The organism is Paenibacillus sp. FSL R5-0914, from assembly GCF_038004525.1.
GTDB lineage: Bacteria > Bacillota > Bacilli > Paenibacillales > Paenibacillaceae > Paenibacillus_AQ.
On record NZ_JBBORH010000001.1, the window covers coordinates 1346129 to 1371330 of the forward strand.

At 46.0% G+C, this 25202-nt stretch carries 28 protein-coding genes and 1 riboswitch; all 28 genes read left to right on the plus strand.

Annotated elements, in window-relative coordinates:
• Positions 1 to 12 precede the first annotated feature (12 nt).
• A complete protein-coding gene (locus MKX60_RS05790; RefSeq protein WP_076285647.1) occupies positions 13 to 1197 on the plus strand; it encodes an FtsW/RodA/SpoVE family cell cycle protein in 1185 nt (394 codons plus the stop codon).
• An 83-nt stretch (positions 1198 to 1280) separates the two neighbouring features.
• Positions 1281 to 2036 carry a stage II sporulation protein R gene (spoIIR, locus tag MKX60_RS05795; RefSeq protein ID WP_081382658.1) on the plus strand — a complete coding sequence of 252 codons (756 nt, stop codon included), beginning with the start codon at positions 1281 to 1283 and terminating at the stop codon, positions 2034 to 2036.
• Between the two features lie 207 nt (positions 2037 to 2243).
• A complete protein-coding gene (locus MKX60_RS05800; protein WP_341060273.1) occupies positions 2244 to 3485 on the plus strand; it encodes an L-threonylcarbamoyladenylate synthase in 1242 nt (413 codons plus the stop codon).
• 127 nt (positions 3486 to 3612) lie between these two features.
• On the plus strand, positions 3613 to 4185 hold the full coding sequence (locus MKX60_RS05805; RefSeq protein ID WP_042192488.1) for a manganese efflux pump MntP: 573 nt from the start codon (positions 3613 to 3615) through the stop codon (positions 4183 to 4185).
• A gap of 47 nt (positions 4186 to 4232) precedes the next feature.
• A complete protein-coding gene (locus tag MKX60_RS05810; RefSeq protein ID WP_076297917.1) occupies positions 4233 to 4820 on the plus strand; it encodes a low molecular weight protein arginine phosphatase in 588 nt (195 codons plus the stop codon).
• A 48-nt stretch (positions 4821 to 4868) separates the two neighbouring features.
• Positions 4869 to 4951, plus strand: a riboswitch (ZMP/ZTP riboswitch).
• 74 nt (positions 4952 to 5025) lie between these two features.
• Positions 5026 to 5610: a TIGR01440 family protein gene (locus MKX60_RS05815; protein ID WP_149645348.1), complete on the plus strand. Its 585-nt coding sequence runs from the start codon at positions 5026 to 5028 to the stop codon at positions 5608 to 5610.
• Positions 5611 to 5723: 113 nt separating this feature from the next.
• Positions 5724 to 6971, plus strand: a complete 1248-nt coding sequence (gene glyA / locus MKX60_RS05820) for a serine hydroxymethyltransferase (RefSeq protein ID WP_341059281.1) — start codon at positions 5724 to 5726, stop codon at positions 6969 to 6971.
• A 421-nt stretch (positions 6972 to 7392) separates the two neighbouring features.
• Positions 7393 to 8022 (plus strand): uracil phosphoribosyltransferase, encoded by a 630-nt coding sequence (upp, locus tag MKX60_RS05825; RefSeq protein ID WP_042131376.1) that lies wholly within the window; start codon positions 7393 to 7395, stop codon positions 8020 to 8022.
• 60 nt (positions 8023 to 8082) lie between these two features.
• Positions 8083 to 9243 (plus strand): non-hydrolyzing UDP-N-acetylglucosamine 2-epimerase, encoded by a 1161-nt coding sequence (gene wecB / locus MKX60_RS05830; protein WP_042192480.1) that lies wholly within the window; start codon positions 8083 to 8085, stop codon positions 9241 to 9243.
• Positions 9244 to 9420: 177 nt separating this feature from the next.
• On the plus strand, positions 9421 to 9654 hold the full coding sequence (locus MKX60_RS05835; protein ID WP_042192476.1) for an AtpZ/AtpI family protein: 234 nt from the start codon (positions 9421 to 9423) through the stop codon (positions 9652 to 9654).
• Complete coding sequence (locus MKX60_RS05840) at positions 9647 to 10024, plus strand: ATP synthase subunit I (protein ID WP_076285650.1); 378 nt, start codon at positions 9647 to 9649, stop codon at positions 10022 to 10024. The genes MKX60_RS05835 and MKX60_RS05840 overlap by 8 nt, the downstream gene beginning before the upstream one ends.
• 29 nt (positions 10025 to 10053) lie before the next feature.
• Entirely contained in the window at positions 10054 to 10821 is a 768-nt protein-coding gene (gene atpB / locus MKX60_RS05845; RefSeq protein ID WP_042192471.1) for a F0F1 ATP synthase subunit A, read from the plus strand.
• Positions 10822 to 10925: 104 nt separating this feature from the next.
• The gene (gene atpE / locus MKX60_RS05850; protein ID WP_060625974.1) at positions 10926 to 11141 is read left to right on the plus strand and encodes a F0F1 ATP synthase subunit C; all 216 of its coding nucleotides are present in this window, start codon (positions 10926 to 10928) and stop codon (positions 11139 to 11141) included.
• A 97-nt stretch (positions 11142 to 11238) separates the two neighbouring features.
• Positions 11239 to 11727 carry a F0F1 ATP synthase subunit B gene (gene atpF, locus MKX60_RS05855; RefSeq protein WP_060625973.1) on the plus strand — a complete coding sequence of 163 codons (489 nt, stop codon included), beginning with the start codon at positions 11239 to 11241 and terminating at the stop codon, positions 11725 to 11727.
• Positions 11724 to 12275, plus strand: a complete 552-nt coding sequence (locus MKX60_RS05860; protein ID WP_042192468.1) for a F0F1 ATP synthase subunit delta — start codon at positions 11724 to 11726, stop codon at positions 12273 to 12275. Before atpF ends, MKX60_RS05860 begins: the two co-directional genes overlap by 4 nt.
• A gap of 11 nt (positions 12276 to 12286) precedes the next feature.
• Entirely contained in the window at positions 12287 to 13798 is a 1512-nt protein-coding gene (atpA, locus tag MKX60_RS05865; RefSeq protein WP_042131369.1) for a F0F1 ATP synthase subunit alpha, read from the plus strand.
• A 153-nt stretch (positions 13799 to 13951) separates the two neighbouring features.
• Complete coding sequence (atpG, locus tag MKX60_RS05870; protein ID WP_042131368.1) at positions 13952 to 14821, plus strand: ATP synthase F1 subunit gamma; 870 nt, start codon at positions 13952 to 13954, stop codon at positions 14819 to 14821.
• 261 nt (positions 14822 to 15082) lie between these two features.
• Positions 15083 to 16483: a F0F1 ATP synthase subunit beta gene (gene atpD / locus MKX60_RS05875; RefSeq protein ID WP_042192466.1), complete on the plus strand. Its 1401-nt coding sequence runs from the start codon at positions 15083 to 15085 to the stop codon at positions 16481 to 16483.
• A gap of 103 nt (positions 16484 to 16586) precedes the next feature.
• Positions 16587 to 17003 (plus strand): F0F1 ATP synthase subunit epsilon, encoded by a 417-nt coding sequence (locus MKX60_RS05880; protein ID WP_042131365.1) that lies wholly within the window; start codon positions 16587 to 16589, stop codon positions 17001 to 17003.
• A 196-nt stretch (positions 17004 to 17199) separates the two neighbouring features.
• Positions 17200 to 17457 (plus strand): DUF1146 family protein, encoded by a 258-nt coding sequence (locus MKX60_RS05885; protein ID WP_076285651.1) that lies wholly within the window; start codon positions 17200 to 17202, stop codon positions 17455 to 17457.
• Positions 17458 to 17657: 200 nt separating this feature from the next.
• Positions 17658 to 19034 (plus strand): UDP-N-acetylglucosamine 1-carboxyvinyltransferase, encoded by a 1377-nt coding sequence (murA, locus tag MKX60_RS05890; RefSeq protein ID WP_042192464.1) that lies wholly within the window; start codon positions 17658 to 17660, stop codon positions 19032 to 19034.
• Positions 19035 to 19368: 334 nt separating this feature from the next.
• On the plus strand, positions 19369 to 20520 hold the full coding sequence (gene spoIID / locus MKX60_RS05895) for a stage II sporulation protein D (RefSeq protein WP_341059282.1): 1152 nt from the start codon (positions 19369 to 19371) through the stop codon (positions 20518 to 20520).
• Between the two features lie 61 nt (positions 20521 to 20581).
• Positions 20582 to 21316: a M23 family metallopeptidase gene (locus tag MKX60_RS05900; protein ID WP_042192459.1), complete on the plus strand. Its 735-nt coding sequence runs from the start codon at positions 20582 to 20584 to the stop codon at positions 21314 to 21316.
• 271 nt (positions 21317 to 21587) lie between these two features.
• Positions 21588 to 21875 (plus strand): sporulation transcriptional regulator SpoIIID, encoded by a 288-nt coding sequence (gene spoIIID, locus MKX60_RS05905; protein WP_019915029.1) that lies wholly within the window; start codon positions 21588 to 21590, stop codon positions 21873 to 21875.
• A 129-nt stretch (positions 21876 to 22004) separates the two neighbouring features.
• A complete protein-coding gene (locus MKX60_RS05910; RefSeq protein ID WP_042192456.1) occupies positions 22005 to 23003 on the plus strand; it encodes a rod shape-determining protein in 999 nt (332 codons plus the stop codon).
• 47 nt (positions 23004 to 23050) lie between these two features.
• Positions 23051 to 23929, plus strand: a complete 879-nt coding sequence (locus MKX60_RS05915; protein ID WP_076285653.1) for a flagellar hook-basal body protein — start codon at positions 23051 to 23053, stop codon at positions 23927 to 23929.
• Positions 23930 to 23981: 52 nt separating this feature from the next.
• Positions 23982 to 24803: a flagellar hook-basal body protein gene (locus MKX60_RS05920; RefSeq protein WP_076285654.1), complete on the plus strand. Its 822-nt coding sequence runs from the start codon at positions 23982 to 23984 to the stop codon at positions 24801 to 24803.
• A 10-nt stretch (positions 24804 to 24813) separates the two neighbouring features.
• Positions 24814 to 25050 (plus strand): DNA-directed RNA polymerase subunit beta, encoded by a 237-nt coding sequence (locus tag MKX60_RS05925; protein ID WP_042192450.1) that lies wholly within the window; start codon positions 24814 to 24816, stop codon positions 25048 to 25050.
• The last annotated feature ends 152 nt before the right edge of the window (positions 25051 to 25202 follow it).

A 25202-nucleotide genomic window follows, 5' to 3' on the forward strand; every position in this document is an offset into this window, starting at 1 on the left:
AGGGGTTTGCGTATGCTTAAAAAGCTCAAGAAGATCGATAGCGTGATTCTTATTGTTCTGGTTATGCTGATGGTTATTAGTATTCTTTCGATATACAGCGTGACTAATGGTAGATTAGTTCAGAAACTAGATGGGTTCCATCTACAAATGCTTAAATACTACATTGTAGGGTTTGTAGCGTTTTTTGTGCTTACCTTCGTGGACTATAGGATATTTGTTAAATATGCTCTTTATATTTACATCTTGGGTATTGGTCTGCTAGTGTCGGTTAGTTTTTTTGGTAAGGTAAAGAACGGTGCGCAATTAGGGCTAGAGATAGGTGGACTTAGCTTTCAACCTGCGGAGCTTTTTAAGTTGATATTGATTCTTTTACTCGCGTCCATACTGGTCCGTAAACAAGGAGCCACGCTAACCTTCTGGAAGGGAGTCGTTCCGCTGGCGCTTCTTACATTGCTCCCTTTTGCCATAGTTATTGTACAGAATGATCTCGGAAATGCGCTAAGCTACATCGTAATATTAATCGGTCTTCTATGGATCGGGAATATCAAAATTTCACATGCACTCATCGGATTACTAATCGTTGGCGGATTGGGTCTTGCAGGAATTCTGAGCTATATTCACTATCATGATGAAGCGGTATATTTTTTTGAGGAGACCCTTGGCAGGAAGCATTTAGTGGATCGTTTTGATCCTTGGCTCGTACCTGATTTGGCGTCAGATGATGCAAGCTATCACACGAAAAATGCTAAAGTGGCTATTGCCTCCGGAGGGATGAGTGGCGAGGGGTACATGCAAGGAAGCTCTGTGCAGAGTAACCGTGTTCCATATACCTATTCGGATGCCATATTCGTACAGGTTGCGGAGGAGTTTGGGTTTGTGGGTTCAGCGCTGCTGCTGTTGCTCTTTTTTATTCTTCTTCATCGGATGATACTGATTGCTCTAGAGAGTAGGGAGCGTAGTGGTCCGTTTTTGATTATTGGAATTACGGCAATGCTGCTATATCAAATCTTAGAGAATATTGGAGCTTTTATCGGCCTAATGCCGCTTACGGGAATTACACTTCCGTTCATCAGTTATGGAGGCACATCTCTTTTAATTAATATGGCATGCATGGGGATTGTAATGAGTGTGCATCTTTATGGTCGGGATGTTGAGGAGGATTTGCAGTTGCCTAAGGCGCTTGCTGTAAAATTATAGATTTAATAGATTCATAGGTTTGCAGTCTCTCATCTCTGGACATACTACTAGCATGAGAGTTAAGAGGAGAGGGGCTGCGACAAATGAACGATAATCATATGGATAAAAGAGATTCCTTACGTGTAACTTTTAAGTATACTGCCATTTTAATTTGTTTTTTTATGATCGTTATCATGGCCTGGGAAGGTCAAAAAACCGATGCAGCAGTAGCTGAAGTATCGATTCCACAGGATTCTATCCGGCTGCGTATTCTGGCGAATTCGGACGGAACACAAGATCAACTAGTGAAGCGGCAAATCCGCGATACAATCGTAGAGCAAATGAACCAGTGGGTAACTGCACTTGAGGACCCACAGAGTTTAGAGCAGGCACGCGCTTTAATTAGAACTCATCTACCAGAGCTTAATGCACTAGTTGGATCGGAGCTAGAGAAACGTGGTATTCAATATTCTTATAAAGTTGAGCTGGGTGTAGTTCCTTTTCCGACCAAATTATACGGTGGAACAGTCTATCCGGCCGGAGAATACGAGGCTGTTCGGGTAACGCTGGGTGAGGGAAAAGGGCAAAATTGGTGGTGCGTACTGTTTCCGCCGTTGTGCTTTATCGATGCGGGTTCTGGAGATGCGGCGGCACCTGCTGCTAACAAAGGGGCGAAGACCGTTTCGGCTGCCGGGGCAGATAGCGGAGTTAAGGCGCAACCAGCAGTAGGAACAGCTGTACAAGCAGATTCTTCGGCAAAGGATGTTGCGGCAGCGGATTCCGCAGAGCCAGAGGTACGGTTCTTCGTTTGGGAACTGTTGCAAAACCTTTGGAACTGGATTAGCGGATTATGGTCGTAATGCTGATGTTAGCCCTTTGGTTTTGTGGAAATGGTCTATAGTTTTGAATCTAGATATGTTACTATTTCATAAGCAGATCGACTGCGGCGCCTTCATTGGGGCCGCTTTTTGGTAAGATTAGAGTTAATGAACCTCCAGAGTATTTATCCTAAGATTGCAAGAAAAGCTATTGTTCAATATATATCCTGTAGAAAGCCTGTGATGAGAATGAATGAACCACACGACCCTTTATTCGCCGTTCAGCGGCGGAGTGGAAATAGAAATGAGACTGTATATTGGGAACTGGATTTGCTGGAAGATGCAGCTTCGGATTCCGGTGTACTTCAGCCAAGTGAGGAGAATAAGTTAGCCATCGTGGAGGCGGCAGCCATGCTTCGTGAAGGTGGAACGGTCGCTTTTCCAACCGAAACGGTCTATGGACTTGGAGCGGATGCACGGAATACTGCGGCAGTTGAGGCTGTTTTTGCGGCAAAAGGGCGACCGTCTGACAATCCCCTAATCGTGCATATTGCTGATCCAGGTGCTTTGGACGAGCTGGTTACAGAAGTGCATCCTACGGCTGCGGTATTGATGGATGCTTATTGGCCAGGACCGCTGACAGTTGTTCTTCCTGTTCGTGAGGGTGTTTTGTCATCCTGTGTAACGGCAGGACTGGACACGGTAGGTATTCGTATGCCTGATCATCCGGTAGCTTTGGCGCTGATCAGTGCAGCGGGCTGTCCCGTTGCGGCACCTAGTGCTAACCGTTCCGGTCGTCCGAGTCCGACCTTAGCTTCACATGTGATGGAAGACTTGGCCGGATACATTGGCGGTGTACTTGATGGCGGCGCGGCTGGAGTTGGACTGGAGTCAACTGTGGTGCAGGTGCAGCCTGATGGAAAGGTTGCAGTGCTTCGTCCTGGTGGGATTACTTTGGAGCAGTTAGCTGCTGTAGTGGGAGCAGAAGCCATTGCTGCTGAGCCAGCTGTGGTTAAAGAATTTGGAACTTCCGCAGCAGCGGAAGCTCCAGTAGCCACTGCACCGAAGGAGTGCCACGGTGCAGAAGCTGTTTCCGACAGCTCGGCGCCACGCGCGCCGGGCATGAAGTACACGCACTACGCGCCGCGCGGCTGGCTCGGTGTGGTGAGCGGATCTTCTCCGCAACGTGTTGCGGATGAAGCCGCGAGTCTACTTCAGGCGGCACAGCTGAACGGCGAAGTGACGGGCTTACTCCTCTTCGAGGAGCATAAGCCCCTCTATCCCGCCGATCCTGCCGCCTGCGTTCTTTCCCTCGGCTCGTTATCCTCACCGGAGGAAGGGGCGCGCTCCCTATATGCCGCGCTGCGGCGCTTCGATGAAGCGGGAGCGACTTACATCTTGGCCGAGGCTTGTCCGTATACGGGCCTCGGCGTAGCTATTATGAACCGGCTTATGAAGGCAGCCGGCGGTTCCGTTATTGATGCCGGATAGCCACGGCGACCTTTCTATCCAGCTATAGTATAGGTTCTTCGAATCTGAAATCTCCTATGAAGTCATGATTACCCCCTTGTCCGCATATCGTTGTTGTACAAGATATTTCGGACTTGGGGGGTTAAGCATGGGCATAGGAGATGTATATGCCGGTTGGGGACAGACAGTTACTATTGCTATAATGGCGATTGCATTAGGGATGGATGCCTTTTCGCTCGGCGTAGGGATCGGGATGAAAGGGATTCGTCTGCTGCATATTCTGCAAATGAGTGTGCTCATTGCTTTTTTTCATATGCTGATGCCTCTTCTAGGTTTATTGACTGGAAGTTATGTCGGACATTTGCTAGGTCAAGTAACAACTTATGCCGCAGGAGGGCTACTTGTGCTGTTAGGCGGACATATGGTGTATAACTCCTTTCGTCCGGAAGTGGTAGGTACGCGAGCTATGAATCACCGAACCTTATGGGGAATGCTGCTTCTATCACTCAGTGTAAGTGTGGATTCTTTTTCCGTTGGGGTATCCTTAGGGATGTTTGTGAATGGTGTACTTCTGACTATACTAGCTTTTGGTGCCTGTGGAGGTCTGATGTCAATTATCGGCCTGCTTCTTGGGCGGCATGTCAGTCGTGGACTCGGGGAATATGGGGAAGCACTGGGCGGGGCTATTTTATTGGGGTTTGGCTTGCTATTCATCTTTTGATACAATAACGGCATTACAATATTTTAATTTCATGGGGGTGCAAAAGCATGCTGCATATTTTATTCGTCTGCACCGGTAACACATGCCGTAGTCCTATGGCTGAGGGGCTTTTACGAAAGCTTGCGAAGGAACGCGGAATCGACCTGGAAGTGCGGTCTGCAGGTGTATCTGCCATTTCTGGTACTTCTATATCGAGACATGCTGCAGCTATTTTGCGAGAAGAAGGCATTCATGATCATTTAGAGTCGTCGCAATTAACAGGGCAATTCGTCGCTTGGGCCGATCTTGTACTTACCTTAACCAGTGGACATAAGCAACATTTGCTACAGTATTTTCCGGATGCCGTAACAAAAACATATACATTGAAGGAATACGTGCATAACGAAGAAGCTGTGACTGAGGATATTAAAGAATTGGACAGCCTTTATGCAGATGCTGAGTTAAGCATAGCTCTAGGTGGTGAACCCAACGCAACGGATCTACAACGAATGATTGAAATCCGCCAGCGTATCCCAAGCTTTGATATTTCTGATCCATTCGGGGGTACGCGTGAAGATTATGAGCTTACTGCTGCTGAGATTCGCACTTCGTTGTTTAGTTTATTAGATAAACTGGAATCCTTACGCCATTTGTAAATGGTTGATTTTCAGTCGGCTTTGCTTTAAGATGAAAGTACAACTAATCGGTTCCGATGTAACTGGCGACAAATGTGGATCAAACCACGATGGAGCATCGGAATAAACGGCCGGTCGCCTGGGCAAAAGAGCAAATCCGCAGCTACCTGCGGACTGCTCTTTTTTGTTTAAATGAAGCTTGTTTGAAGCTTGAGGAGGTAGGGTGATGGACAAAGTTGTGGAGTTATCTTTAACTGAAGCTACTGTCACTGTGTTAAGGGAGTTGGCGGAAGCTGGTAACCTTGGATCTGGTAAAATTGTTGTCCTAGGAGTTAGCACAAGTGAGGTCGCTGGTGTCCGTATTGGAACCGGTGGTGCGCTTGAAGTCGCACAGCAACTGCTTGAAGGGGCTCGTTTGGTCGCAGCGGAAAAAGGATTTCATCTCGTTTATCAGTGCTGCGAGCATCTGAATCGTGCGCTTGTAATGGAACGCTCTTTGCTAGAGTCGCTTGGGCTAAATGAAGTTTCAGCTGTACCTATACCTGGTGCTGGCGGTTCGATGGCTGCGGCTGCCTATCGCTCTATGAAAGATCCTGTTCTGGCGGAAACGATAGAAGCGCATGCTGGCTTAGACATTGGTGAGACTCTTATAGGTATGCATTTGCGCCGCGTGGCAGTTCCTTTTCGACCGACCTTACGGTACATTGGAGCAGCTAGAGTGAACGCAGCATGGGCTAGACCTCCGCTTATTGGCGGCGAACGTGCGGTTTACCGCACTCTTGAACAGAGTGGTTCACAGGTTTGTGATTGATGAACTTAGATTTATGTTTTTGCAGAAACGTAGACCTAAAGCTTTTTCGTGGCGGGCAAATCGTTTCTATTTAAATACAACATATCTACACACACTAGGGAGGAAATAAGAACATGGAACAATTACGTAAGAGTGACCCGGCAGTACTGGAAGCAATGGAACTGGAACTGAAACGTCAGCGTGCCAACATTGAGCTTATTGCCTCAGAGAATATCGTTAGCGAAGCCGTAATGGAAGCCATGGGCTCAGTGCTTACGAACAAATATGCAGAAGGCTATCCAGGCAAACGGTATTATGGTGGCTGTGAAGATGTGGATATCGTTGAGAATCTGGCTCGTGATCGTGCAAAAGAATTGTTCGGTGCGGAACATGTCAACGTACAGCCTCACTCTGGAGCACAAGCGAATATGGCTGTATATCTCGCTGCACTTAACCCGGGCGACACGGTTCTTGGCATGAACTTGGCGCATGGCGGACATTTAACGCATGGTAGTCCAGTAAATGCTTCTGGATTACTCTATAACTTCGTAGCTTATGGTGTACAAGAAGATACTTTCCTAATTGATTATGACGAAGTACGCAAAGCAGCCTTCAAGCACCGTCCTAAGTTGATTGTTGCTGGTGCAAGTGCGTATCCGCGCATTATTGATTTCGAAAAACTTGGTGCTATCGCCAATGATGTCGGCGCGTTGTTTATGGTAGATATGGCCCATATCGCAGGTCTTGTTGCTGCTGGTCTTCATCCGAGCCCGGTTCCTCATGCTCATTTCGTTACAACTACAACACATAAGACTTTACGCGGTCCCCGCGGAGGTATGATTATGTGCAGACAGCCATGGGCGGCTGCTATCGATAAAGCCGTATTCCCTGGTTCCCAAGGTGGACCGCTGATGCATGTCATTGCGTCAAAAGCAGTCGCATTCGGCGAAGCTTTGCTGCCATCCTTTAAGACCTATGCTGAGAATGTAGTGAAGAATGCAAATGTTCTTGCAGAAACACTGATAAGCGAAGGGGTTAACATTGTATCCGGTGGTACAGATAACCACTTGATGTTGCTTGATACACGTAACCTGAACATTACCGGAAAAGATGCGGAAAAAGTACTAGATTCCATCGGAATCACTGTGAATAAAAACGCAATTCCATTTGATCCTACAAGTCCTTTCGTAACAAGCGGTATTCGTATTGGTACACCTGCGGTTACTTCCCGTGGTATGGACGAGCAAGCTATGGTGGTTATTGGCCGCATTATAGCTAATGTTCTGAAGAATCCGAAGGATGAATTGAAATTAGCTGAGGCAGCTCGTCAAGTTGCGGATTTGACGGATCAGTACCCACTTTATCCAGAACTGAAATACTAGTTCCTATTCGTATTCATTAATAAATTCACCTCCACCGAGTCCTGATTTTAGGGTTTGGTGGAGGTTTTTTGTTGTTTATTGTTCACAATATTATATGGGTGAATTGATGGAAAATCATGAAATCAATCATGAAAGTTCATGGAACTTTCATAAACAATAGTGAAAAAAATGTGAATAGTATGAAAAATGCAAATTTGCACAACCTAATCAAGGTTTTATTCCTGAAAAGGCAATGGAATTTCCAATCCTTACCTTTATAAGCAAAGGAAAATACAGGGGTAGGGGTTCAATATGGATACATGTGCCTTTCTAGGTGAAATGCGGCGATGGGAATGCTATAATAGACAGGATTTAGCCATAGAGAAGCAAAAGCGCTTTCTAGGGTTATAGACACGACTTACAATTACCGGAGGGACAGGAAATGGGAAAATTGGTGATTTGCGATCATCCTTTAATTCAACACAAACTAACATTTATTCGCGACGTAAGAACAAACACGAAGGATTTCAGAGAGCATGTTGACGAAGTTGCCACATTGATGGCTTATGAGATAACACGTGATATTCCTCTAGAAACCATTACAGTACAAACACCGGTTACTGAAACGGAAAGTAAAGTGATTTCTGGAAGAATGCTTGGGCTTATCCCAATTCTTCGTGCTGGTCTGGGTATGCTTGAGGGCGTTCTGAAGCTTCTTCCTGCTGCTAAAGTAGGACATGTTGGCTTATTCCGTGATCCGGACACGCTTCAACCGGTTGAGTATTACATCAAGCTTCCTACAGATGTACAGGAACGTGAGCTGATCGTAATTGATCCAATGCTAGCTACGGGGGGATCTGCGATTGCTGCTATTACCTCGCTGAAGAAGCGTGGCTGTACACAAATTAAAATGATGAACCTGATTGCAGCTCCAGAAGGTGTTGCTGCCGTTCAAGAGGCTCACCCAGATGTCGATATTTATGTAGCTGCGCTTGATGATCATTTGAATGAGCATGGATATATCGTTCCGGGACTTGGCGATGCTGGAGATCGTTTGTACGGAACTAAGTAAATAGTAATTCGTAATAGGATATAAGAAATTTGTTTATTTTTTGATGAGAGGGTAGGGGTTATGTCCAAAATTAAAGTGATGACTATTTTCGGAGTGCGCCCCGAGGCGATCAAGATGGCTCCTCTAGTTCTTGAACTGAAGAAGCATCCTGAGCACATCGAGTCAATTGTATGTGTAACAGCACAGCACAGGGAGTTGCTCGATCAAGTGTTGGAAGTGTTCAATATCACTCCTGATTACGATCTGGATGTGATGAAGGACCGTCAGACGCTTAATGAGATTACTATTCGAGTGCTTGAAGGCCTGGAACCTGTACTCAGAGAGGTTAAACCTGATCTCGTATTGGTGCACGGGGACACATTAACGACGTTCCTTGCAAGCTATGCCTCTTTCCTGCAGCAAATTCAGGTTGGGCACGTAGAAGCAGGACTTCGGACATGGAACAAATTGTCTCCGTATCCTGAAGAAATGAACCGTCAGCTTACAGGTGTATTAGCAGACCTGCATTTCGCTCCAACGGATTGGTCAGCTAGTAATCTGAGACATGAGAACAAAAAAGAATCAAGTATTTATATCACAGGCAACACTGTAACCGATGTGTTTCAATATACCGTACAGCCTGATTACCGGCATCCTGTTTTGGATTTTGCTTCAGGAAAAAAACTTATTTTGATGACTGCTCACCGTAGAGAATCGCAAGGTGAACCGCATCGGAATATCTTCCGGGCTGTCAAAAGAATCGCTGATGAATTCGAAGATGTAGCCATTGTTTATCCTGTGCATCCGAGTCCTGCCGTTAAGGAACCTGCACATGAAATTTTGGGTGGACATCCAAGAATTAAGCTGATTGATCCGCTGGATGTCGTGGATTTGCATAATTTTTATCCGCATACCCACTTGATATTGACCGATTCTGGCGGTTTACAAGAGGAAGCTCCTTCATACGGAGTACCAGTACTTGTGCTTCGTGATACGACGGAGCGTCCTGAAGGGATAGACGCTGGAACGCTAGAACTTGTGGGCACGGACGAGGAGAAGGTGTATGCACGGACACATGCTCTTTTGACTGATAATGAGCTCTATCAGTCGATGAGTCGGGCCGCCAACCCGTACGGAGATGGCAAAGCCTCCCAACGAATTGTCAATGCGATTTTGCACCATTTTGGTGTAAATAAGGAGCGTCCTGAAGAGTTTCACAGAATGTTCACAAAAAATAAATAATTTCATTTAAAGTAATATCTGATCTGATTAAAATCAACATACAGTGAAACTGTACGGTTTATATGGTTTTGGAACATTTTGCTGTGATTATTTTCATGTTTTCAAGGGTTTTTGGGCAATGTTCAATGAATTGACAAAGACTCCAGAAATTCAGTAAAATTAGTTGGGATTGTAGCCATGAAAGAACAAAATAGCAGGGACAGCTTGTTACAGACCGCGCTTATCATTGGAAGTGCAGGCACTATACTCGCCGCTTACATTGTTATTGGTTTTTTTGCGGCAAGGTGGCTGAAAGACTTGATGGAGGGGCCTAAATATTGGCTCGCTATTGGCACTATAACCGGAATGATTCTGGGAATTGTGAACGTCGTCCTGTTAATTAAAAAATTTTTGGGGGAGCAGAATGGATAATATGACTCCCATGATCAATACCGTCACTAGAGTTACGCTCGTCCTTATGGCAGGACTCTTAATGGGCTGGGCGCTTCATCATGAGACCAGGGATTTTACACTGGGCATGACTCTGGGTCTGGTGGCGGGATTGGTAAACTTTCGTTATCTGGCCGTCAAGGTTCGACGGGTAACGCAGTCGATTGCGAGCAACGAAGGGAATGCCTTCAGCCTCGGTTTTGTTACACGGATTAGCTTCGCAATTTTGGTCACTATGTTCGCGGTCAAAATTGAGCATTTCTCCCTGGTAGCAACTATTTCGGGCGTATTCATTCCTCAGCTTCTCGCCATTCCTGCGGGGATATATCTGAGTGTGAAGAACAAACTTTAACCAGATTAAAGAGAAAGGGGGATGATACTATGCATGAGATGCCGAAAATCTTTGTCGGGGGAATACCGATAGATATATCAGCCGTATTGATGCTTCTGATCAGTTGTACAGTAGTATTTGTACTGGTGATGCTGTCGGTTCGTAAGCTTTCGGTTGAGAATCCATCTAAGCTTCAGAATTTTATGGAATGGGTTGTAGAATTTGTAGAGGGTGTCATAAGCAGTGCCATGGACCTGAAGAAAGGAAAACCTTACATATCTTTGGGGCTAACGTTGATTCTGTTTATCTTTGTTTCCAACCTTCTTGGATTGCCCTTCTCAGTTGTAACTGAAGCACATGGACCTGTAACCGTGTTTGGCCATGTGATTGAAGCAACCAGGAACTTGGCGCATGGTGATCATGTTGAGATCTTATGGTACAAGTCGCCGACTGCTGACATTAATATCACTGCAGGATTGGCAATTATTGTGTTTATACTGATGAACTTCCTGGGCATTAAGCTCAATGGCAAGCATTATTTCAAACACTATATTGAGCCGTTTCCAATCTTTTTGCCACTGAACATTATCGAGAACTTGGCAAAACCAGTAGCTCTGGCAATTCGTCTATTTGCTAACATCTTTGCCGGAGAAGTACTGATTACAGTCATTTTGAAACTGGGGATTCTCAGTATTCCTTTCCTGGCTGTATGGCAAGGCTTCAGTATTTTCGTCGGGGCACTACAGGCGTTTATCTTTACGATACTGACGATGGTTTATATCGCACAGATGACGATTCACGAAGAAGAAGCACATTAATGAACTGCTGCGAAGGGAACGGTTATCGTCTGATTTTCTTTCGCGGGAGATATCTTATATCATTAAACACAATATGAACCAAAATTAAAGGAGGATATTTACAAATGGAATATTTAGCAGCAGCAATAGCGGTTGGTTTGGGTGCACTTGGTGCAGGTCTTGGTAATGGTATGATCGTTAGTAGAACAGTTGAGTCCATCGCTCGTCAACCAGAAGCTCGTAATGCGCTTCAAACAACAATGTTTATCGGTGTAGGTATCGTCGAAGTTATTCCGTTGGCAGCAACAGTTATCGCATTCCTAATCATGTTTTCATCTTAATAAACCGTATTTACGGTTTGGCGGGGACGGCCGATGCCATCCGCGCCTTACTTTTGTATACGTCCGCATGACGCGGTAATGGAAGGGAGTGACCTCAGTGGAAATTGTTTGGACAAACATCTTATTTTCAATTGTAGCCTTTGGGATTCTATATTTCTTGCTCAGTAAGTATGCGTTCAGCAAACTGTTCGCAGTTATGGAGAAACGCCGTGAGCTGGTAATGCAGCAAATGGATGAAGCTGCGAAGACTAGAGAGCAAGCGGTCGCGTATGTGGAAGAGCAGAAGCAGGCGCTGAACAGTGCACGCCAGGAAGCTCAACAGATTATTCAACAATCGCAAATTACTAGTAATCAACAGGTAGAACAAGCTTTGGCGCAAGCTAAAGTTGAAGCTGCACGCGTCAAAGAAGAGGCCGTGCGCGATATCGAGAACGAGAAGAATAAAGCAGTGGAAGAGTTGCGCAGCGAAATTGGAACGGCATCTGTTCGTATTGCTTCTAAACTTCTTAAGAAAGAAGTTAGTGCTAGCAGTGAGCAGGAGCAGCTTGTGAACCAATACCTCAATGAGGTAGGAGGCCGATCATGAGCCGCGATACGGTAGTTGCCAAGCGCTACGCTAAAGCGTTGTACAGTGCAGCGGTAGAGAAGGGGATTACCCTTGAAGTAGAAGAACAGCTCAAGGCAGTGGTCGAAGTTTTACATTTAGACCAAGAGGTACAGCGGTTTATTCTTGCACCACGTATCTCGGAGTCCGACAAGCTGAAAGTGCTGCGCACAGCACTTCAAGATAAGCTCTCTCCTATTGTAATGAACATTGTAGAACTGTTAGTAGAGCGAGGCAGAACCGATATTTTTGCCGAACTGCTGGATACGTATATCAAGATTGAAGGAGACGCTCTTGGCATTGGTGATGCTAAGGTATACTCCGTTTATTCTTTAAGTGAAGAAGAACAAGCGGCTGTAGCTGCAGAATTCGGCCAGCTAGTAAACCGTAAAATTCGGGTTACGAATGTGGTCGATCCAAGCCTGCTGGGAGGACTGAAGGTTTATATCGGCGATACGCTGTATGACGGAAGTCTTTCTAGTAAATTGGAACGTCTCGAGAAATCCTTTAATGATAAGCATAGAAGATAGGGGTGAGGATATTGGGCATCAGACCTGAAGAGATCAGCACTTTGATCAAAAGTCAAATTGAGCAATATAAAGCCGATATCGAAGTTGCCGAAGTGGGCACCGTCATTCAAGTCGGAGACGGTATCGCTCGTGTCTACGGTCTGGAAAACGCAATGGCAGGCGAGTTGCTAGAGTTCTCCAACGGTGTAGTGGGCATGGCGCTCAATCTGGAAGAAAGCAACGTCGGTGTTGTAATTCTGGGTGAGTACAAGGAAATTCGTGAAGGCGATCAAGTAAAACGTACTGGACAAATCATGCAAGTTCCAGTTGGAGAGGCCCTTCTGGGTCGTGTTGTTAACGCACTCGGTATGCCGCTTGACGGTAAAGGCCCAATTCAAACGACGGAGTTCCGTCCGGTTGAGAATAATGCTCCTGGTGTTATCGACCGTAAATCGGTTCATGAGCCAATGCAAACTGGTCTTAAAGCGATTGATGCGATGGTACCAATTGGTCGTGGACAACGCGAACTTATCATTGGTGACCGTCAAACAGGTAAGACTGCAATCGCAATCGATGCGATTATCAACCAAAAAGGCAACGGAATGAAATGTATTTATGTTGCCATTGGACAAAAACAATCCACAGTAGCACAGGTTGTAGAAACTCTCCGCCGTCATGGCGCGTTGGAATATACAATCGTTGTAACTGCTTCGGCTTCAGAGCCATCCCCACTGTTGTATATTGCTCCATACGCAGGTTGCGCAATGGGCGAGTACTTTATGTACAAGGGCGAACACGTATTGATCATTTATGATGACCTTTCAAAACAAGCTTCGGCTTATCGCGAATTGTCCTTGCTGCTTCGTCGTCCACCGGGTCGTGAAGCGTTCCCTGGTGACGTGTTCTACTTGCACTCCCGTCTTTTGGAACGTGCGGCTAAGCTTAGTGATGAGCTTGGTGGTGGTTCATTAACCGCGCTTCCGTTCATCGAAACACAAGCATCTGACGTATCGGCTTACATTCCTACGAACGTAATCTCGATTACAGATGGTCAAATCTTCCTTGAATCCGATCTGTTCTACTCTGGTCAACGTCCGGCGATCAACGTCGGTATCTCCGTTTCCCGTGTAGGGGGCTCCGCTCAGATTAAAGCGATGAAGAAGGTAGCTGGCTCGCTCCGTTTGGATCTTGCTCAATATCGTGAACTTCAAGCTTTCTCACAGTTCGGCTCAGATCTTGATAAATCCACGCTTGCTCGTCTGAATCGCGGAGCACGTATGATGGAAGTTCTGAAACAAGGTGTAAATCAGCCGTTGTCTGTTGAACATCAAGTGCTTAGCTTGTACACAGCTGTAAAAGGATACTTGGATGATATTCCTGTTAAAGACGTAAAACGTTTTGAAAAGGAATTCCTTGCTTACATGGACAGCAGTGCTGCTGAAGTTGCTCAATCCATCAGAGATACCAAGGATTTGACAGCAGATAACGAAGCCGCTCTTAAAGCAGCGATTGATAAATTTAAAAGAGGCTTTGCTACTAGCTAATATAGATCGTACCTAAACGATTCTTACTAAGTGAGCTTTGGCTATGCCGAAGCTCAGGCTATTACTTATAAAGTTGGCTTTGAATTCGTCAAAGCTAAGAAGATGCTTACGAAGTTAGCTTTAACTCCGTTAAAGCTTTAAGGTGGTGAAATCATGGCAAGAAGCATGCGTGATATTAAACGTCAAATTAAGAGTGTTCAAAACACAAGACAGATCACAAAAGCGATGGAAATGGTAGCCGCCTCCAAGCTGAGAAAAGCCCAGGAGAAGGCAATTGCCGCCCGTCCTTATGCTGAGAAGCTGAAAGAGGTTGTATCGAGCATTGCTGCCGGTACAGAAGGCGTTCAGCATCCCATGCTGGTCAGTCGCCCTGTGAAAAAAACTGGTTATCTTATCGTGACCTCTGATAGAGGGCTTGCGGGAGGATACAACGCTAATATTTTACGTAAGGTGACGATGCTCATCGCGGAACGACATAAATCCAAAGATGAGTACGCCTTGTTCGTTATCGGTCGTAAAGGCCGTGACTTCTTACGCCGCCGTGAATATCCGATTGTACAGGAAGTTACTGAGCTATCGGATGCGCCGAAATTTGCTGACATTAAGTCTATTGCTAATTCGGCAGTACAACAGTTTGTAGATGGTACGTATGATGAGTTGTACGTTTGCTACAACCAATTCGTCAATGCGATTACCCAGATCCCAACCGTTGATCGACTGTTGCCTATGGAAGGCGTAGGAAATCATGAGCATCATGAAGCGACTGCAAATTACGAATATGAACCTTCACCAGAAGGCGTACTAGAAGTACTACTTCCGAAATACGCCGAAACTTTGATTTATAGCGCAATTCTGGATGGCAAGGCCAGTGAGCTGGGTGCGAAAATGACAGCGATGGGCAGTGCAACAAAGAACGCGTCGAAAATGATCGGAGAACTTACCCTTACGTACAACCGTGCCCGTCAGGCGGCAATTACGCAGGAAATTACCGAGATCGTGGCCGGAGCGAACGCTCAGTCTTAAAAATACAAGAACAGTTAAGCAGCGTGCTTGACTTGCCTTGTATTTTACGAGAAACAGTGCCGCATGGAGCGATACATAGTATCGCCCGCTTCTGGAGTATGGCTCCTTAAGAACGGCACTGCAGTTCTTCTTAAAATATAAGAAAGTATAGGTTTTACACTATACAAAATGCTTATATTTCTACGAGAAACGGTTGTCATCTTTATATGACGACAACGTCGTTTCTTCTTGATGTAACAGCTTTCGAGGAGGGAAATGAAGATGAACAAAGGACGCGTTGTAAGCATTATGGGTCCGGTTGTCGATATTGAATTTGAACGCGGCCAATTGCCCGAGATATTCAACGCTATCAAAATTGAAACCGTCTTGGACAATGGTCGCCAGATTAACCTAACACTTGAGGTTTCCAATCACTTGGGAGACAATTTGGTACGTTGTATCGCGATGTCTTCTACAGATGGTCTGGTTCGCGGACTGGATGCGATTGACCAAGGTGGTCCTATTTCGGTTCCTGTAGGGGAAGCGACATTAGGCCGGGTATTTAACGTACTTGGAAATCCAATTGATAACGCTGGTGAAGTTGTTGCTGAAATAAAGAACCCGATTCACCGTTTGGCTCCGACATTTGATGAATTGTCGACACAAGCCGAAATTTTGGAAACGGGTATTAAAGTTATCGACTTGCTTGCACCTTACGCTAAAGGCGGTAAAGTTGGTCTGTTCGGCGGTGCCGGTGTAGGTAAAACAGTAACGATTCAAGAATTGATTAATAACATTGCCCAAGAACACGGCGGTATTTCCGTATTCGCGGGTGTGGGTGAACGTACTCGTGAAGGTAATGACCTTTATCACGAAATGACGGACTCCGGCGTTATTAAGAAAACAGCAATGGTGTTCGGACAAATGAATGAGCCCCCAGGCGCGCGTCTACGCGTAGCTTTGACCGGTCTTACAATGGCGGAATATTTCCGTGATGTAGAAGGTCGCGATACGCTGCTCTTTATCGATAATATATTCCGCTTTACCCAAGCGGGTTCCGAAGTATCCGCTCTTCTCGGACGTATGCCGTCCGCGGTAGGTTACCAACCAACCCTGGCTACTGAAATGGGTCAGTTGCAAGAGCGTATCACTTCTACCAAAAAAGGCTCCGTTACTTCCATTCAAGCAATCTACGTACCAGCGGATGACTACACTGACCCTGCTCCGGCAACGGCGTTTGCTCACTTGGATGCAACAACTAACCTTGAGCGTAAGATTTCCGAGAAGGGGATTTTTCCAGCGGTTGATCCACTGGCTTCCAGCTCGCGTCTGCTAGCTCCGGAAATTGTTGGTGAAGAGCATTACAACGTGGCACAAGGTGTTAAACAATTGCTGCAACGTTATACCGAACTTCAAGACATCATTGCCATCTTGGGTATGGATGAATTGAGTGAGGATGATAAGGTTATCGTAGCTCGTGCTCGTAAAGTTGAGCGGTTCCTGTCACAGCCTTTCCACGTAGCTGAACAGTTTACCGGCTTCAAGGGTAAATACGTGCCAATCAAAGAAACTGTACGTAGCTTTAAGGAAATCCTGGATGGTAAGCATGATGATCTTCCAGAAGCAGCGTTCCTTTTTGTGGGTACAATCGAAGAAGCGGTTGAAAAAGCGAAATCGATGTAACACTGAGCTTATTGAATGCTTTCGAAGCGAGCTTTACTTCGTAAAGCTAAGTGTATGCTTTCGATGAGAGCTTTACTTCGTAAAGCTTTAAGGAGGAATGGAAGTGAATACCTTTTTGTTGGAAATTGTCACGCCGGAGCATCTCGTCTATTCTAAACAAGTGAATAGCTTGACAGTACGGGGAGTCGAAGGCGAGTTGGGTATTTTGCCGGGACACATTCCGCTTGTGACTCCACTTCAGGTTGCTCCGTTATCCGTCAAATCGGACGGTGTTACGATCTCCATCGCCGTTCATGGCGGTTTCGTTGAAGTGCATAAGGACAAAGTAACAGTGCTGGCCGAAAGTGCCGAACTGCCAACGGATATTGATGTTGAACGCGCCGAGGCTGCTAGAGAACGCGCTCAGCGCCGTCTCCAGACTCGTAGCAAACAAGATGATATCGATCACCGCCGTGCGGAGTTGGCGCTGCAACGCGCTGTTACACGGATTAAAGTGTCCACTGGTAAAGGACAACAGTAGGATATAAGCGGTCAAGCTCTAAGCTTGACTGCTTTTTTTGTTATAGTAATCTATGTAGTAAAGGTTAAGATTTCTTCATTTTTTTGGATATTGGCATTGAATTGTTTAAAAATTTGTAAAAGTACTGGATTCTTTTGCCCTGCACAAGTATGATATAAGAGTCGATTTCCGAGTAATACGAACACGGAGGGTTAGCATGGGGGATATATTGTCCAATGGATGGTCTAGTGCCGCTGGAACCAGCAGCATGATCTCAATGATTGTTTCTTTGCTCAGTGTTGTATTATCTTGGTGGGCATTGCAGAACCTTAAGCTGGATTTGGTCATAAGATATCCCAAGAGTCCTCAAGGAAGGCTGCTGCACTTGCTTCTGGCTATTGTACTTGGTCGTTTTGTTGCAGGATTCTTTCTGGATTACCTTAGCTGGAGTGGGATGATCCGCTATATGTTTTAGGAATATGTAGTTTGGTTATAAGTGTCATAGGTCGCAATGGTCAAAAAGTGTCGAATAATAAGGTTTTATTATGTCAACACTGAACTTTAAGGAACATGCCCGGCTGAATGGGCGTATTGATGGAGTATGCGAATTTTTTTGCAATTACTTTTAATCTAAAAAATAATTTAAGAAATAATGGACGCGGAGGGAAACCGAAAATGAGCAAATTTATCGTCCGCGGTGGCAACAGATTGACCGGGAGCGTGAAAGTTAGCGGCGCAAAAAATTCCGTATTACCGATCATAGCCGCCTCTCTATTGGCAGAAGAAGGAGTAAGCGTCATTGTGGACGCACCTCCGCTTGATGATGTAATGACGATTTCAAAAATGTTGGAATCTCTGGGTGCAGGGGTTACATATCAAAACGATATTATCCAGGTGGATGCTACAAACATCACTTCCTGTGAAGCACCTTATGAATGGGTACGGAAAATGCGGGCATCTTTTTTAGTCATGGGTCCTCTGTTATCACGGCTTGGTCATACAAGAATTTCTTTGCCTGGTGGCTGCGCCATTGGCACACGACCGATTGATCAGCATTTGAAAGGATTTGAAGCGCTTGGTGCAGAGATTAGTCTCGGCCAGGGCTACATTGAAGCGAAAAGTAACGGTCGCCTGCGCGGAGCCAAAGTGTATTTGGATGTAGCTAGCGTGGGTGCGACCGAAAATATAATGATGGCAGCGGCACTCGCCGAAGGCGTGACCGTGATTGAGAATGCGGCTAAGGAGCCTGAAATTGTCGACCTGGCCAATTATTTGAATGGTATGGGCGGAATCGTTCGCGGTGCGGGTACAGGTGTTATCCGTATTGAAGGCGTAGAACGTCTGCATGGCGTTAAACATCATGTGATTCCTGACCGTATTGAAGCTGGTACCTATATGGCTGCCGCAGCAATTACAGGTGGGGACGTATATGTGGAAGGTGCAATCGCTGATCACTTGGGACCTGTTATTGCTAAGATGGAAGAGATGGGTGTGACCATTATTCCTGATGAGAATGGGGTTCGTGTAATTAGTGACAAACCTCTTAAAGCTGTTGATTTGAAGACTTTGCCGTATCCAGGCTTTCCAACGGATATGCAGTCACAAATGATGGCATTATTGCTGCGCTCTGAAGGAACTAGTGTTGTTACAGAAACTGTATTCGAGAACCGGTTCATGCATGTGGATGAATTCCACAACATGAATGCTGAGATTAAGATCGAAGGTCGCTCAGCAATCGTTACAGGTAATGCGCAATTGGTCGGAGCCAAGGTTTGTGCTACGGATTTACGTGCGGGAGCTGCGCTTATTTTGGCAGGTCTTGTTGCTGAAGGCACTACTGAGGTAAGCGGAACTCATCATATCGACCGTGGATATGTACATTTGGCTGAGAAGCTGTCTGGACTAGGTGCGGAAATATGGCGTATCTCCATGGAAGACACAGCCGCGCAAACGGTGAAGGACGAAACTCTTAAACCAGAAGTAGCCAAGAGCGAATCAAGCAAAAGCGATGAGGTTAAACCTCGCTTTCAGGTTCAAGCAACTTGGGTATAATATCAGTCATTAAGTGAGAACAGGCTGCAGTGATGCGGCCTGTTCTTTTTTTAAATATAAGAGTTTATATGTTCTACGCTATAAATTATCCTTATATTTCTCGTATAAACGCTTACCGTACTTATAGGGACACCGAAGGCGTTTTTGCTTGTATTATTAGAAAGTAAATCTGAATCCTCATCTAATGAGGATTTTTTTCGTTTGTAATTTTTTAACGCGGGGCATAGTGATAGATACGAGAAAGCTACTCTCTTTCTCTCAAATATTGTTCTAGTAGTTGCTGTATATTCATATCTATAAGAATCAACAGTGACTCACGGAAGGAGCCATAGAGATGAAAGATTTCCGCTACTTGCGACGTAACAATTCAACGCGCTGGCACTCGCGTCCCCTTGCTCCCCGGCTCAGGCGCCTCGGTCCCGCCGCCTGGCTCGCAGCGCCTATCCTGGCGGCGCTGCTGATTCCACTGGCGGTTGTCCCGCTGCACCGGGGACAACCGGCACCTCCGGCCTTGCCGACGGTAACGGCCTCACCAGCCGCACCAGCGGGGCCGGAGGCGGCTGCGCAGGAAGCGCCGCAGCCGAAGGTCTCCGTCTATTTGTCGCGTAGCGGACAAATAGAGACGTTGCCGCTGGAGGAATACGTCAGCGGCGTGCTTGCGGCCGAGATGCCGGCCAGCTTTGAGCTTGAAGCGCTCAAAGCGCAGGCCGTAGCGGCCCGCACCTTTATCCTTCGCCGCCTGCTGGCTGGCGACAGAAGCGGCGTCCCCGTTCCGGGGGCGGATGTAACAGATACGGTAAGCCATCAGGCTTACGTATCTAAGGATACGCTGGAACGGAAGTGGAAGCTCGGCGGAAGAAGCGCCGACCTTGCAAAGCTTCAGCGCGCGGTCCTTGAGACGCGCGGTGTCATTATGACCTATAAAGGGCAGCCGATTACGGCCTCCTTTTTCGCCTCCAGTGGAGGATATACCGAGAACTCGGAAGAATACTGGAATGCAGCGATTCCCTATCTGCGCAGTGTAACTAGTCCTTGGGAGAAAGAGATTACCCCAAACTATGCGGTGACATCTACATTCACCATCTCGGAAATACTTACTAGACTTGGGCTAAACGACAGAGTAATTCCTGCTTCAAAAAATACTACCCAATCAGGCATGACAAAAAATATCTCTACTTCCTCTGAATTGCCGGTAGAAGTGTTGTCTCTCACCACTGGACATCGGGTTAAGGAAATCTCTATTGGAGGTACTATTTTTACTGGAAGAGAAGTGCGAGAGAAGCTAGGGTTACGTTCCAGCCAATTCAGTTGGGGGCGAAAAGGGAATAAAATCTATATAACTACCTTCGGAAATGGGCATGGTGTGGGAATGAGTCAGTGGGGAGCTAATGGGATGGCGAAGGAAGGCGGAACGGCTACTCAAATTCTCAAACACTATTACAGTGGTATCTCTTTTACGCAAATCTCAACTCTTCTGAAAAAATAACTTGAAAGATACGTATAAAAGATAGAAGCCCGGTAACACTGGTTACTGAGGTGATAACCATATGAATGAACAAGACAAAAACAAAACAAACCATGATGAATCTCTCAAAAAATCGCAGGGAGATTCAGGTGCTAAACCTTCTTCATGGAGCAAGATGTTATCTAAACGTTGGGTGTTCCCAGCAGTCTACACGGCGGCAGCGGCAATTATACTAACTTTGGTGTGGGTCTATCAGGATGCCGGCCAAAAACCGCTGGACACCGCCGCCACATCACAGCAAGTTGGAGCTTCGACTAACGAAGCTGGTACTGCAAACAGTAATCCAGATGCCCTTGAAGTTCTTGCTTCAGCGGAAAGCTTGGTTTGGCCAGTAGCCAATCCAGGTGAAGTAGAAGTGGTCAAACCGTATTATGATGAGAATGGTACAGAAGACAATCACGTTGCCGCAATGGTGCAGTATAACGACAAATTTATTCCTAATGTCGGTATCGATCTTGCCCGTGAAGACAACAATACGTTCGACGTCAAAGCAGCGCTTAGCGGTGAAGTTACTAGAGTGGACGATGTTGCAGTGTTAGGTAAGGTCATTGAGATTACCCATCAAGGTAATATGAAGACCGTCTACCAAAGTCTTGGCGAAACGAAAGTTAAACAAGGCGATGTTGTGAAGCAAGGAGATACGCTTGCAACCGCAGGTCGCAGTGAAATCGAGAAGGACCTTGGCAATCATGTACACTTTGAAGTGTATAAGGACGGCAAAGTAGTTAATCCATCAGAGTTACTGCCAGGGCGATAAGAATATTTACTGCAGGGGGCTAATGCCCCCTGTTTTTATGTGAAAAAGGCTTTTCGTAAGCAGCATGCTTATAAAGAGCCTTATTTTTCTATGAGAAACGGTTATTGTCTTTGATGAACCAACGACGTTCCGTCTTGCTAATAACACGGCTTCTTGGGTTGTCCATTAAATAAAATGAGCCCTCCCAGGCTTGTCATGTCTTGAAAGCGCGAATATATAAGCCCGCCCCTCATATAATGTACCAAACTATCCACAGTTGGGAGGCGGGAGCGTGCACGATTACATCAAGGAACGTACGATCAAAATCGGACGCTGCATCGTGGAAACCAGGCATACGGTCCGGACCATAGCCAAGGAATTTGGCGTTTCAAAGAGCACGGTGCACAAAGACTTGACGGAGCGTCTGCCAGAGATCAACCCTGATCTGGCCGATCAGGTGAAGCACATTCTTGAATATCACAAATCCATCCGACATCTTCGGGGGGGAGAAGCCACAAAAATTAAATATAAAAAAACGACGGGGAAAAAACGTGAGGTTGCTGTAGCATCAAAGCCATAAGATTTTCGGGAATTTAAGGAAATATTCAGCTTTAAAACATTGTGTAGTTCCCCTAAAGTATGTTATTTTTAAATTTAGTACTAACTGCTGTTTTTTCAATTAAAATAACACTTTGGGGGCTCTTTCATTATGTTTAGCAAGGATATCGGAATCGACCTCGGCACGGCCAATGTGCTCATACATGTTAAGGGAAGGGGAGTCGTTCTGGATGAACCTTCCGTGGTCACACTTGAAAGTGATACGAAGAGAGTCCTTGCGGTGGGAGAACAGGCACGTCGCATGGTTGGACGTACACCCGGAAATATAACAACTATCCGTCCTTTACGGGATGGTGTCATTGCAGATTTTGAAGTCACGGAAATGATGCTGAAGTATTTTATCGACCGTGTTGGCGGTCGCACCTGGTATTCACGGCCTCGCATTCTGATATGCGCCCCTACAAATATTACATCTGTGGAACAAAAGTCCATTCGGGAAGCGGCAGAACGTAGCGGGGCTAAGGAAGTTTTTATGGAAGAAGAGCCAAAGGCCGCTGCGATTGGAGCGGGAATGGACATCTATCAGCCAAGTGGAAACATGGTCGTCGATATCGGTGGCGGAACGACGGATGTAGCCGTACTTTCTATGGGCGACGTCGTTACCGCTTCTTCGATTAAAGTCGCTGGAGACAAGTTCGATGAGGCCATTTTAAGATATATTAAACAAAAGTATAAATTGTTGATCGGTGAACGGACAGCAGAGGATATTAAGGTTACTATTGGTACGGTTCGACCTGGTTTGATGAAGTCCGAAATGGATATTCGTGGCCGGGACATGGTAAGCGGACTTCCCCAAACGCTCACTATTACGGCGGCTGAGGTAAAGGAAGCATTATGGGATCCGGTTTCTTCCATTGTGGCTGCAGCTAAATCGGTACTGGAGCGTACACCACCAGAATTGTCTGCGGACATCATTGACCGGGGTGTGGTTCTTACTGGTGGAGGTGCTTTGCTTAACGGATTGGACGAGCTACTCTCAGAAGAATTACATGTACCTGTTTGGGTAGCGGAAGACCCTATGCACTGTGTGGTAAAAGGAACAGGAATTATGCTGGACAATTTGGACAAGGTCGTTAAGAAAAAGTTCTAAGCAGCCGATATAAAAGGTAGCATTAGATTCGGAAGGAGACTACCTTCATGATAAGAGGTTTATATACGGCCGCTGCAGGTATGGTTGCGCAGCAACGTAGACACGATACGGCAACACAGAACATCGCTAACTTAAATACAACGGGATATAAGCAGGTTGACAGTGTTAATCATGCTTTTCCGGATGTCTTGATCTCGGCTATGATTAATGGCAATACCACGCCGGTGGGGCGCCTTAACACGGGAGTTTTTGCAGAACAGTCAATATCCCAATATTTACAGGGTGATTTAAGGGAGAGCGGCAAGTCTATGGATTTTGCTTTATCTACAGATTTGCAAGTCGCCGACCCTGTGACGGGTCAAAATATAGCCTTTGATGGTTCAGGGAAATATGTAAGTCCTGAGGGTGAGGTTATTTACCGTCCACAGGCTTTCTTTACTGTTCAGGATGCTGAGGGCAATAACTTATTTACCCGAAATGGAAGCTTCTCAGTAAACGCGGCTACGGGAGAAGTGTTGAGCAGTGGAGGCTTCAAGGTTCTGGATTCCACTGGCAAGCCTCTTGTCTTGACAGGAAATCAGGACACCCTTAAAGTGGACGGGCAGGGGAATGTACTAAATCCAGTAACAGGACTTCCGACAGGGACCAAGATTGGTGTGAGTGTAGTTACAAAGCCGCAGGAGCTTGTGCGTGATGGTAAAGGTGTGTTTCACGCTGATGATATAGCGGCGGCAGACATTCGTTACTCCAATGCAACTGATAACTTACAGGTGCGTCAAGGATATTTAGAGGGTTCCAATGTTGACCCTACTCAGGTTACTGTTGATTTGAATGCCGCATACCGGGCGTATGAAGCGAACCAAAAGATCGTCCAATACTATGATAGCAGCTTGCAGAAGGCTGTAACTGAAGTCGGCAGGGTATAAGTGCTGCTTATGAAATGGGTTTTACAGGTACAGCTTATAGGAGGTTTGATCTATGAACAACTCAACGATTAGTGCAGCAGTCTCCATGTCCAGCCTTCAGCAGCGGCTTGATATTATAGCGGATAATCTAGCCAATATGGATACAAATGGTTATAAGAGCAAGAAAGGTTCCTTTGAGGATGTGCTGACTCGTGTGCAGCAGCAATCGGATGACTATGATCAGCCGGGCCGCGCTACACCTCTAGGCTTTAATATCGGTTTTGGGACTTATGTGCCTTCGATTACGACTAATTGGGAAGAAGGCCCCCTTAAAGAAACAGGTAATCCAACCGACTTGGCGCTTCAGGGTAATGGGCTGTTTGGAGTTCAGGTCAATGGAACTACAGCTTATACAAGACAAGGTGACTTTCACTTTACGCCTGACACCACCGATGCAACGAAAATGGTCCTTGTAGATAATACGGGGAATCCGGTACTGAATACAGCAGGTAATCCTTTAACGGTCCCTGTGGGCGTGAATGCAGCTATCGATGAATCCGGTCGTGTATTAACGAAACAGTCAGAGAATGGACCTGTTCGGGTAGCAGGTACTATAATGATTGTAGAACCTAAGACACAGAATGCTTTAAAGGCAGTGGACGGGAATTTCTATATGCTTGCCGATGGAGTTACAGCACAGCAGGCTTTTGTACAAAGAGCGGCAGGTGAGGCGTCTGGAATTGGAGTACGCTCAGGGTGGCTGGAGCAGTCAAATGTCGATATGACCACAGAAATGACAGAAATGATGCAGATTCAACGTACGTATCAACTCGCAGCTCGGGCGCTTTCTTCCAGTGATCAGATGCTAGGTCTGGCCAATAACATGCGCGGGTAGAGGTGAAGGAATGGAACGTCAGAAAAAGGTGAAGTCGGAAGACAAACCAGAAGACAAGAAAGAGCCGAAGCGGCGAGGATTATCAAAATGGACACTCATCCAGTGGATTCTTATTCCTTTGCTTCTCATAGCTGCACTTGGAGGCGGACTGGTTGTCGGTTACGTTGTCCTTGGCAAAAAAGAGTTTAGCGATGTTCTACAATGGAGCACATGGAAACATGTCTATGATTTGGTTTTTGCTCCATAATTTAAGATGATAACGACTCCCTTCTTGCTTAAGGGAGTTTTCTTTTTTATACGGATAAATGTATAATGGTGGGGGGCCTCGGGCAGCAAAAAGGGCCCTCTCCGCCATGCTATCGCATCCGGTGGAGAAAGCCCCTTATCTCAACCTCCACT

What these genes read in the sequence shown, in the direction of transcription:
- MKX60_RS05910 (WP_042192456.1), top strand. Translation starts at nt 22,005, where the DNA reads ATGTTTAGCAAGGATATCGGAATCGACCTCGGCACGGCCAATGTGCTC.
- MKX60_RS05840 (WP_076285650.1), top strand. Translation starts at nt 9,647, where the DNA reads ATGGATAATATGACTCCCATGATCAATACCGTCACTAGAGTTACGCTC.
- MKX60_RS05810 (WP_076297917.1), top strand. Translation starts at nt 4,233, where the DNA reads ATGCTGCATATTTTATTCGTCTGCACCGGTAACACATGCCGTAGTCCT.
- spoIIR (WP_081382658.1), top strand. Translation starts at nt 1,281, where the DNA reads ATGAACGATAATCATATGGATAAAAGAGATTCCTTACGTGTAACTTTT.
- atpE (WP_060625974.1), top strand. Translation starts at nt 10,926, where the DNA reads ATGGAATATTTAGCAGCAGCAATAGCGGTTGGTTTGGGTGCACTTGGT.
- MKX60_RS05815 (WP_149645348.1), top strand. Translation starts at nt 5,026, where the DNA reads ATGGACAAAGTTGTGGAGTTATCTTTAACTGAAGCTACTGTCACTGTG.
- MKX60_RS05920 (WP_076285654.1), top strand. Translation starts at nt 23,982, where the DNA reads ATGAACAACTCAACGATTAGTGCAGCAGTCTCCATGTCCAGCCTTCAG.
- MKX60_RS05925 (WP_042192450.1), top strand. Translation starts at nt 24,814, where the DNA reads ATGGAACGTCAGAAAAAGGTGAAGTCGGAAGACAAACCAGAAGACAAG.
- MKX60_RS05790 (WP_076285647.1), top strand. Translation starts at nt 13, where the DNA reads ATGCTTAAAAAGCTCAAGAAGATCGATAGCGTGATTCTTATTGTTCTG.
- murA (WP_042192464.1), top strand. Translation starts at nt 17,658, where the DNA reads ATGAGCAAATTTATCGTCCGCGGTGGCAACAGATTGACCGGGAGCGTG.
- upp (WP_042131376.1), top strand. Translation starts at nt 7,393, where the DNA reads ATGGGAAAATTGGTGATTTGCGATCATCCTTTAATTCAACACAAACTA.
- MKX60_RS05805 (WP_042192488.1), top strand. Translation starts at nt 3,613, where the DNA reads ATGGGCATAGGAGATGTATATGCCGGTTGGGGACAGACAGTTACTATT.
- MKX60_RS05900 (WP_042192459.1), top strand. Translation starts at nt 20,582, where the DNA reads ATGAATGAACAAGACAAAAACAAAACAAACCATGATGAATCTCTCAAA.
- wecB (WP_042192480.1), top strand. Translation starts at nt 8,083, where the DNA reads ATGTCCAAAATTAAAGTGATGACTATTTTCGGAGTGCGCCCCGAGGCG.
- MKX60_RS05835 (WP_042192476.1), top strand. Translation starts at nt 9,421, where the DNA reads ATGAAAGAACAAAATAGCAGGGACAGCTTGTTACAGACCGCGCTTATC.
- MKX60_RS05800 (WP_341060273.1), top strand. Translation starts at nt 2,244, where the DNA reads ATGAATGAACCACACGACCCTTTATTCGCCGTTCAGCGGCGGAGTGGA.
- MKX60_RS05885 (WP_076285651.1), top strand. Translation starts at nt 17,200, where the DNA reads ATGGGGGATATATTGTCCAATGGATGGTCTAGTGCCGCTGGAACCAGC.
- atpG (WP_042131368.1), top strand. Translation starts at nt 13,952, where the DNA reads ATGGCAAGAAGCATGCGTGATATTAAACGTCAAATTAAGAGTGTTCAA.
- glyA (WP_341059281.1), top strand. Translation starts at nt 5,724, where the DNA reads ATGGAACAATTACGTAAGAGTGACCCGGCAGTACTGGAAGCAATGGAA.
- atpD (WP_042192466.1), top strand. Translation starts at nt 15,083, where the DNA reads ATGAACAAAGGACGCGTTGTAAGCATTATGGGTCCGGTTGTCGATATT.
- atpB (WP_042192471.1), top strand. Translation starts at nt 10,054, where the DNA reads ATGCATGAGATGCCGAAAATCTTTGTCGGGGGAATACCGATAGATATA.
- spoIID (WP_341059282.1), top strand. Translation starts at nt 19,369, where the DNA reads ATGAAAGATTTCCGCTACTTGCGACGTAACAATTCAACGCGCTGGCAC.
- MKX60_RS05915 (WP_076285653.1), top strand. Translation starts at nt 23,051, where the DNA reads ATGATAAGAGGTTTATATACGGCCGCTGCAGGTATGGTTGCGCAGCAA.
- MKX60_RS05860 (WP_042192468.1), top strand. Translation starts at nt 11,724, where the DNA reads ATGAGCCGCGATACGGTAGTTGCCAAGCGCTACGCTAAAGCGTTGTAC.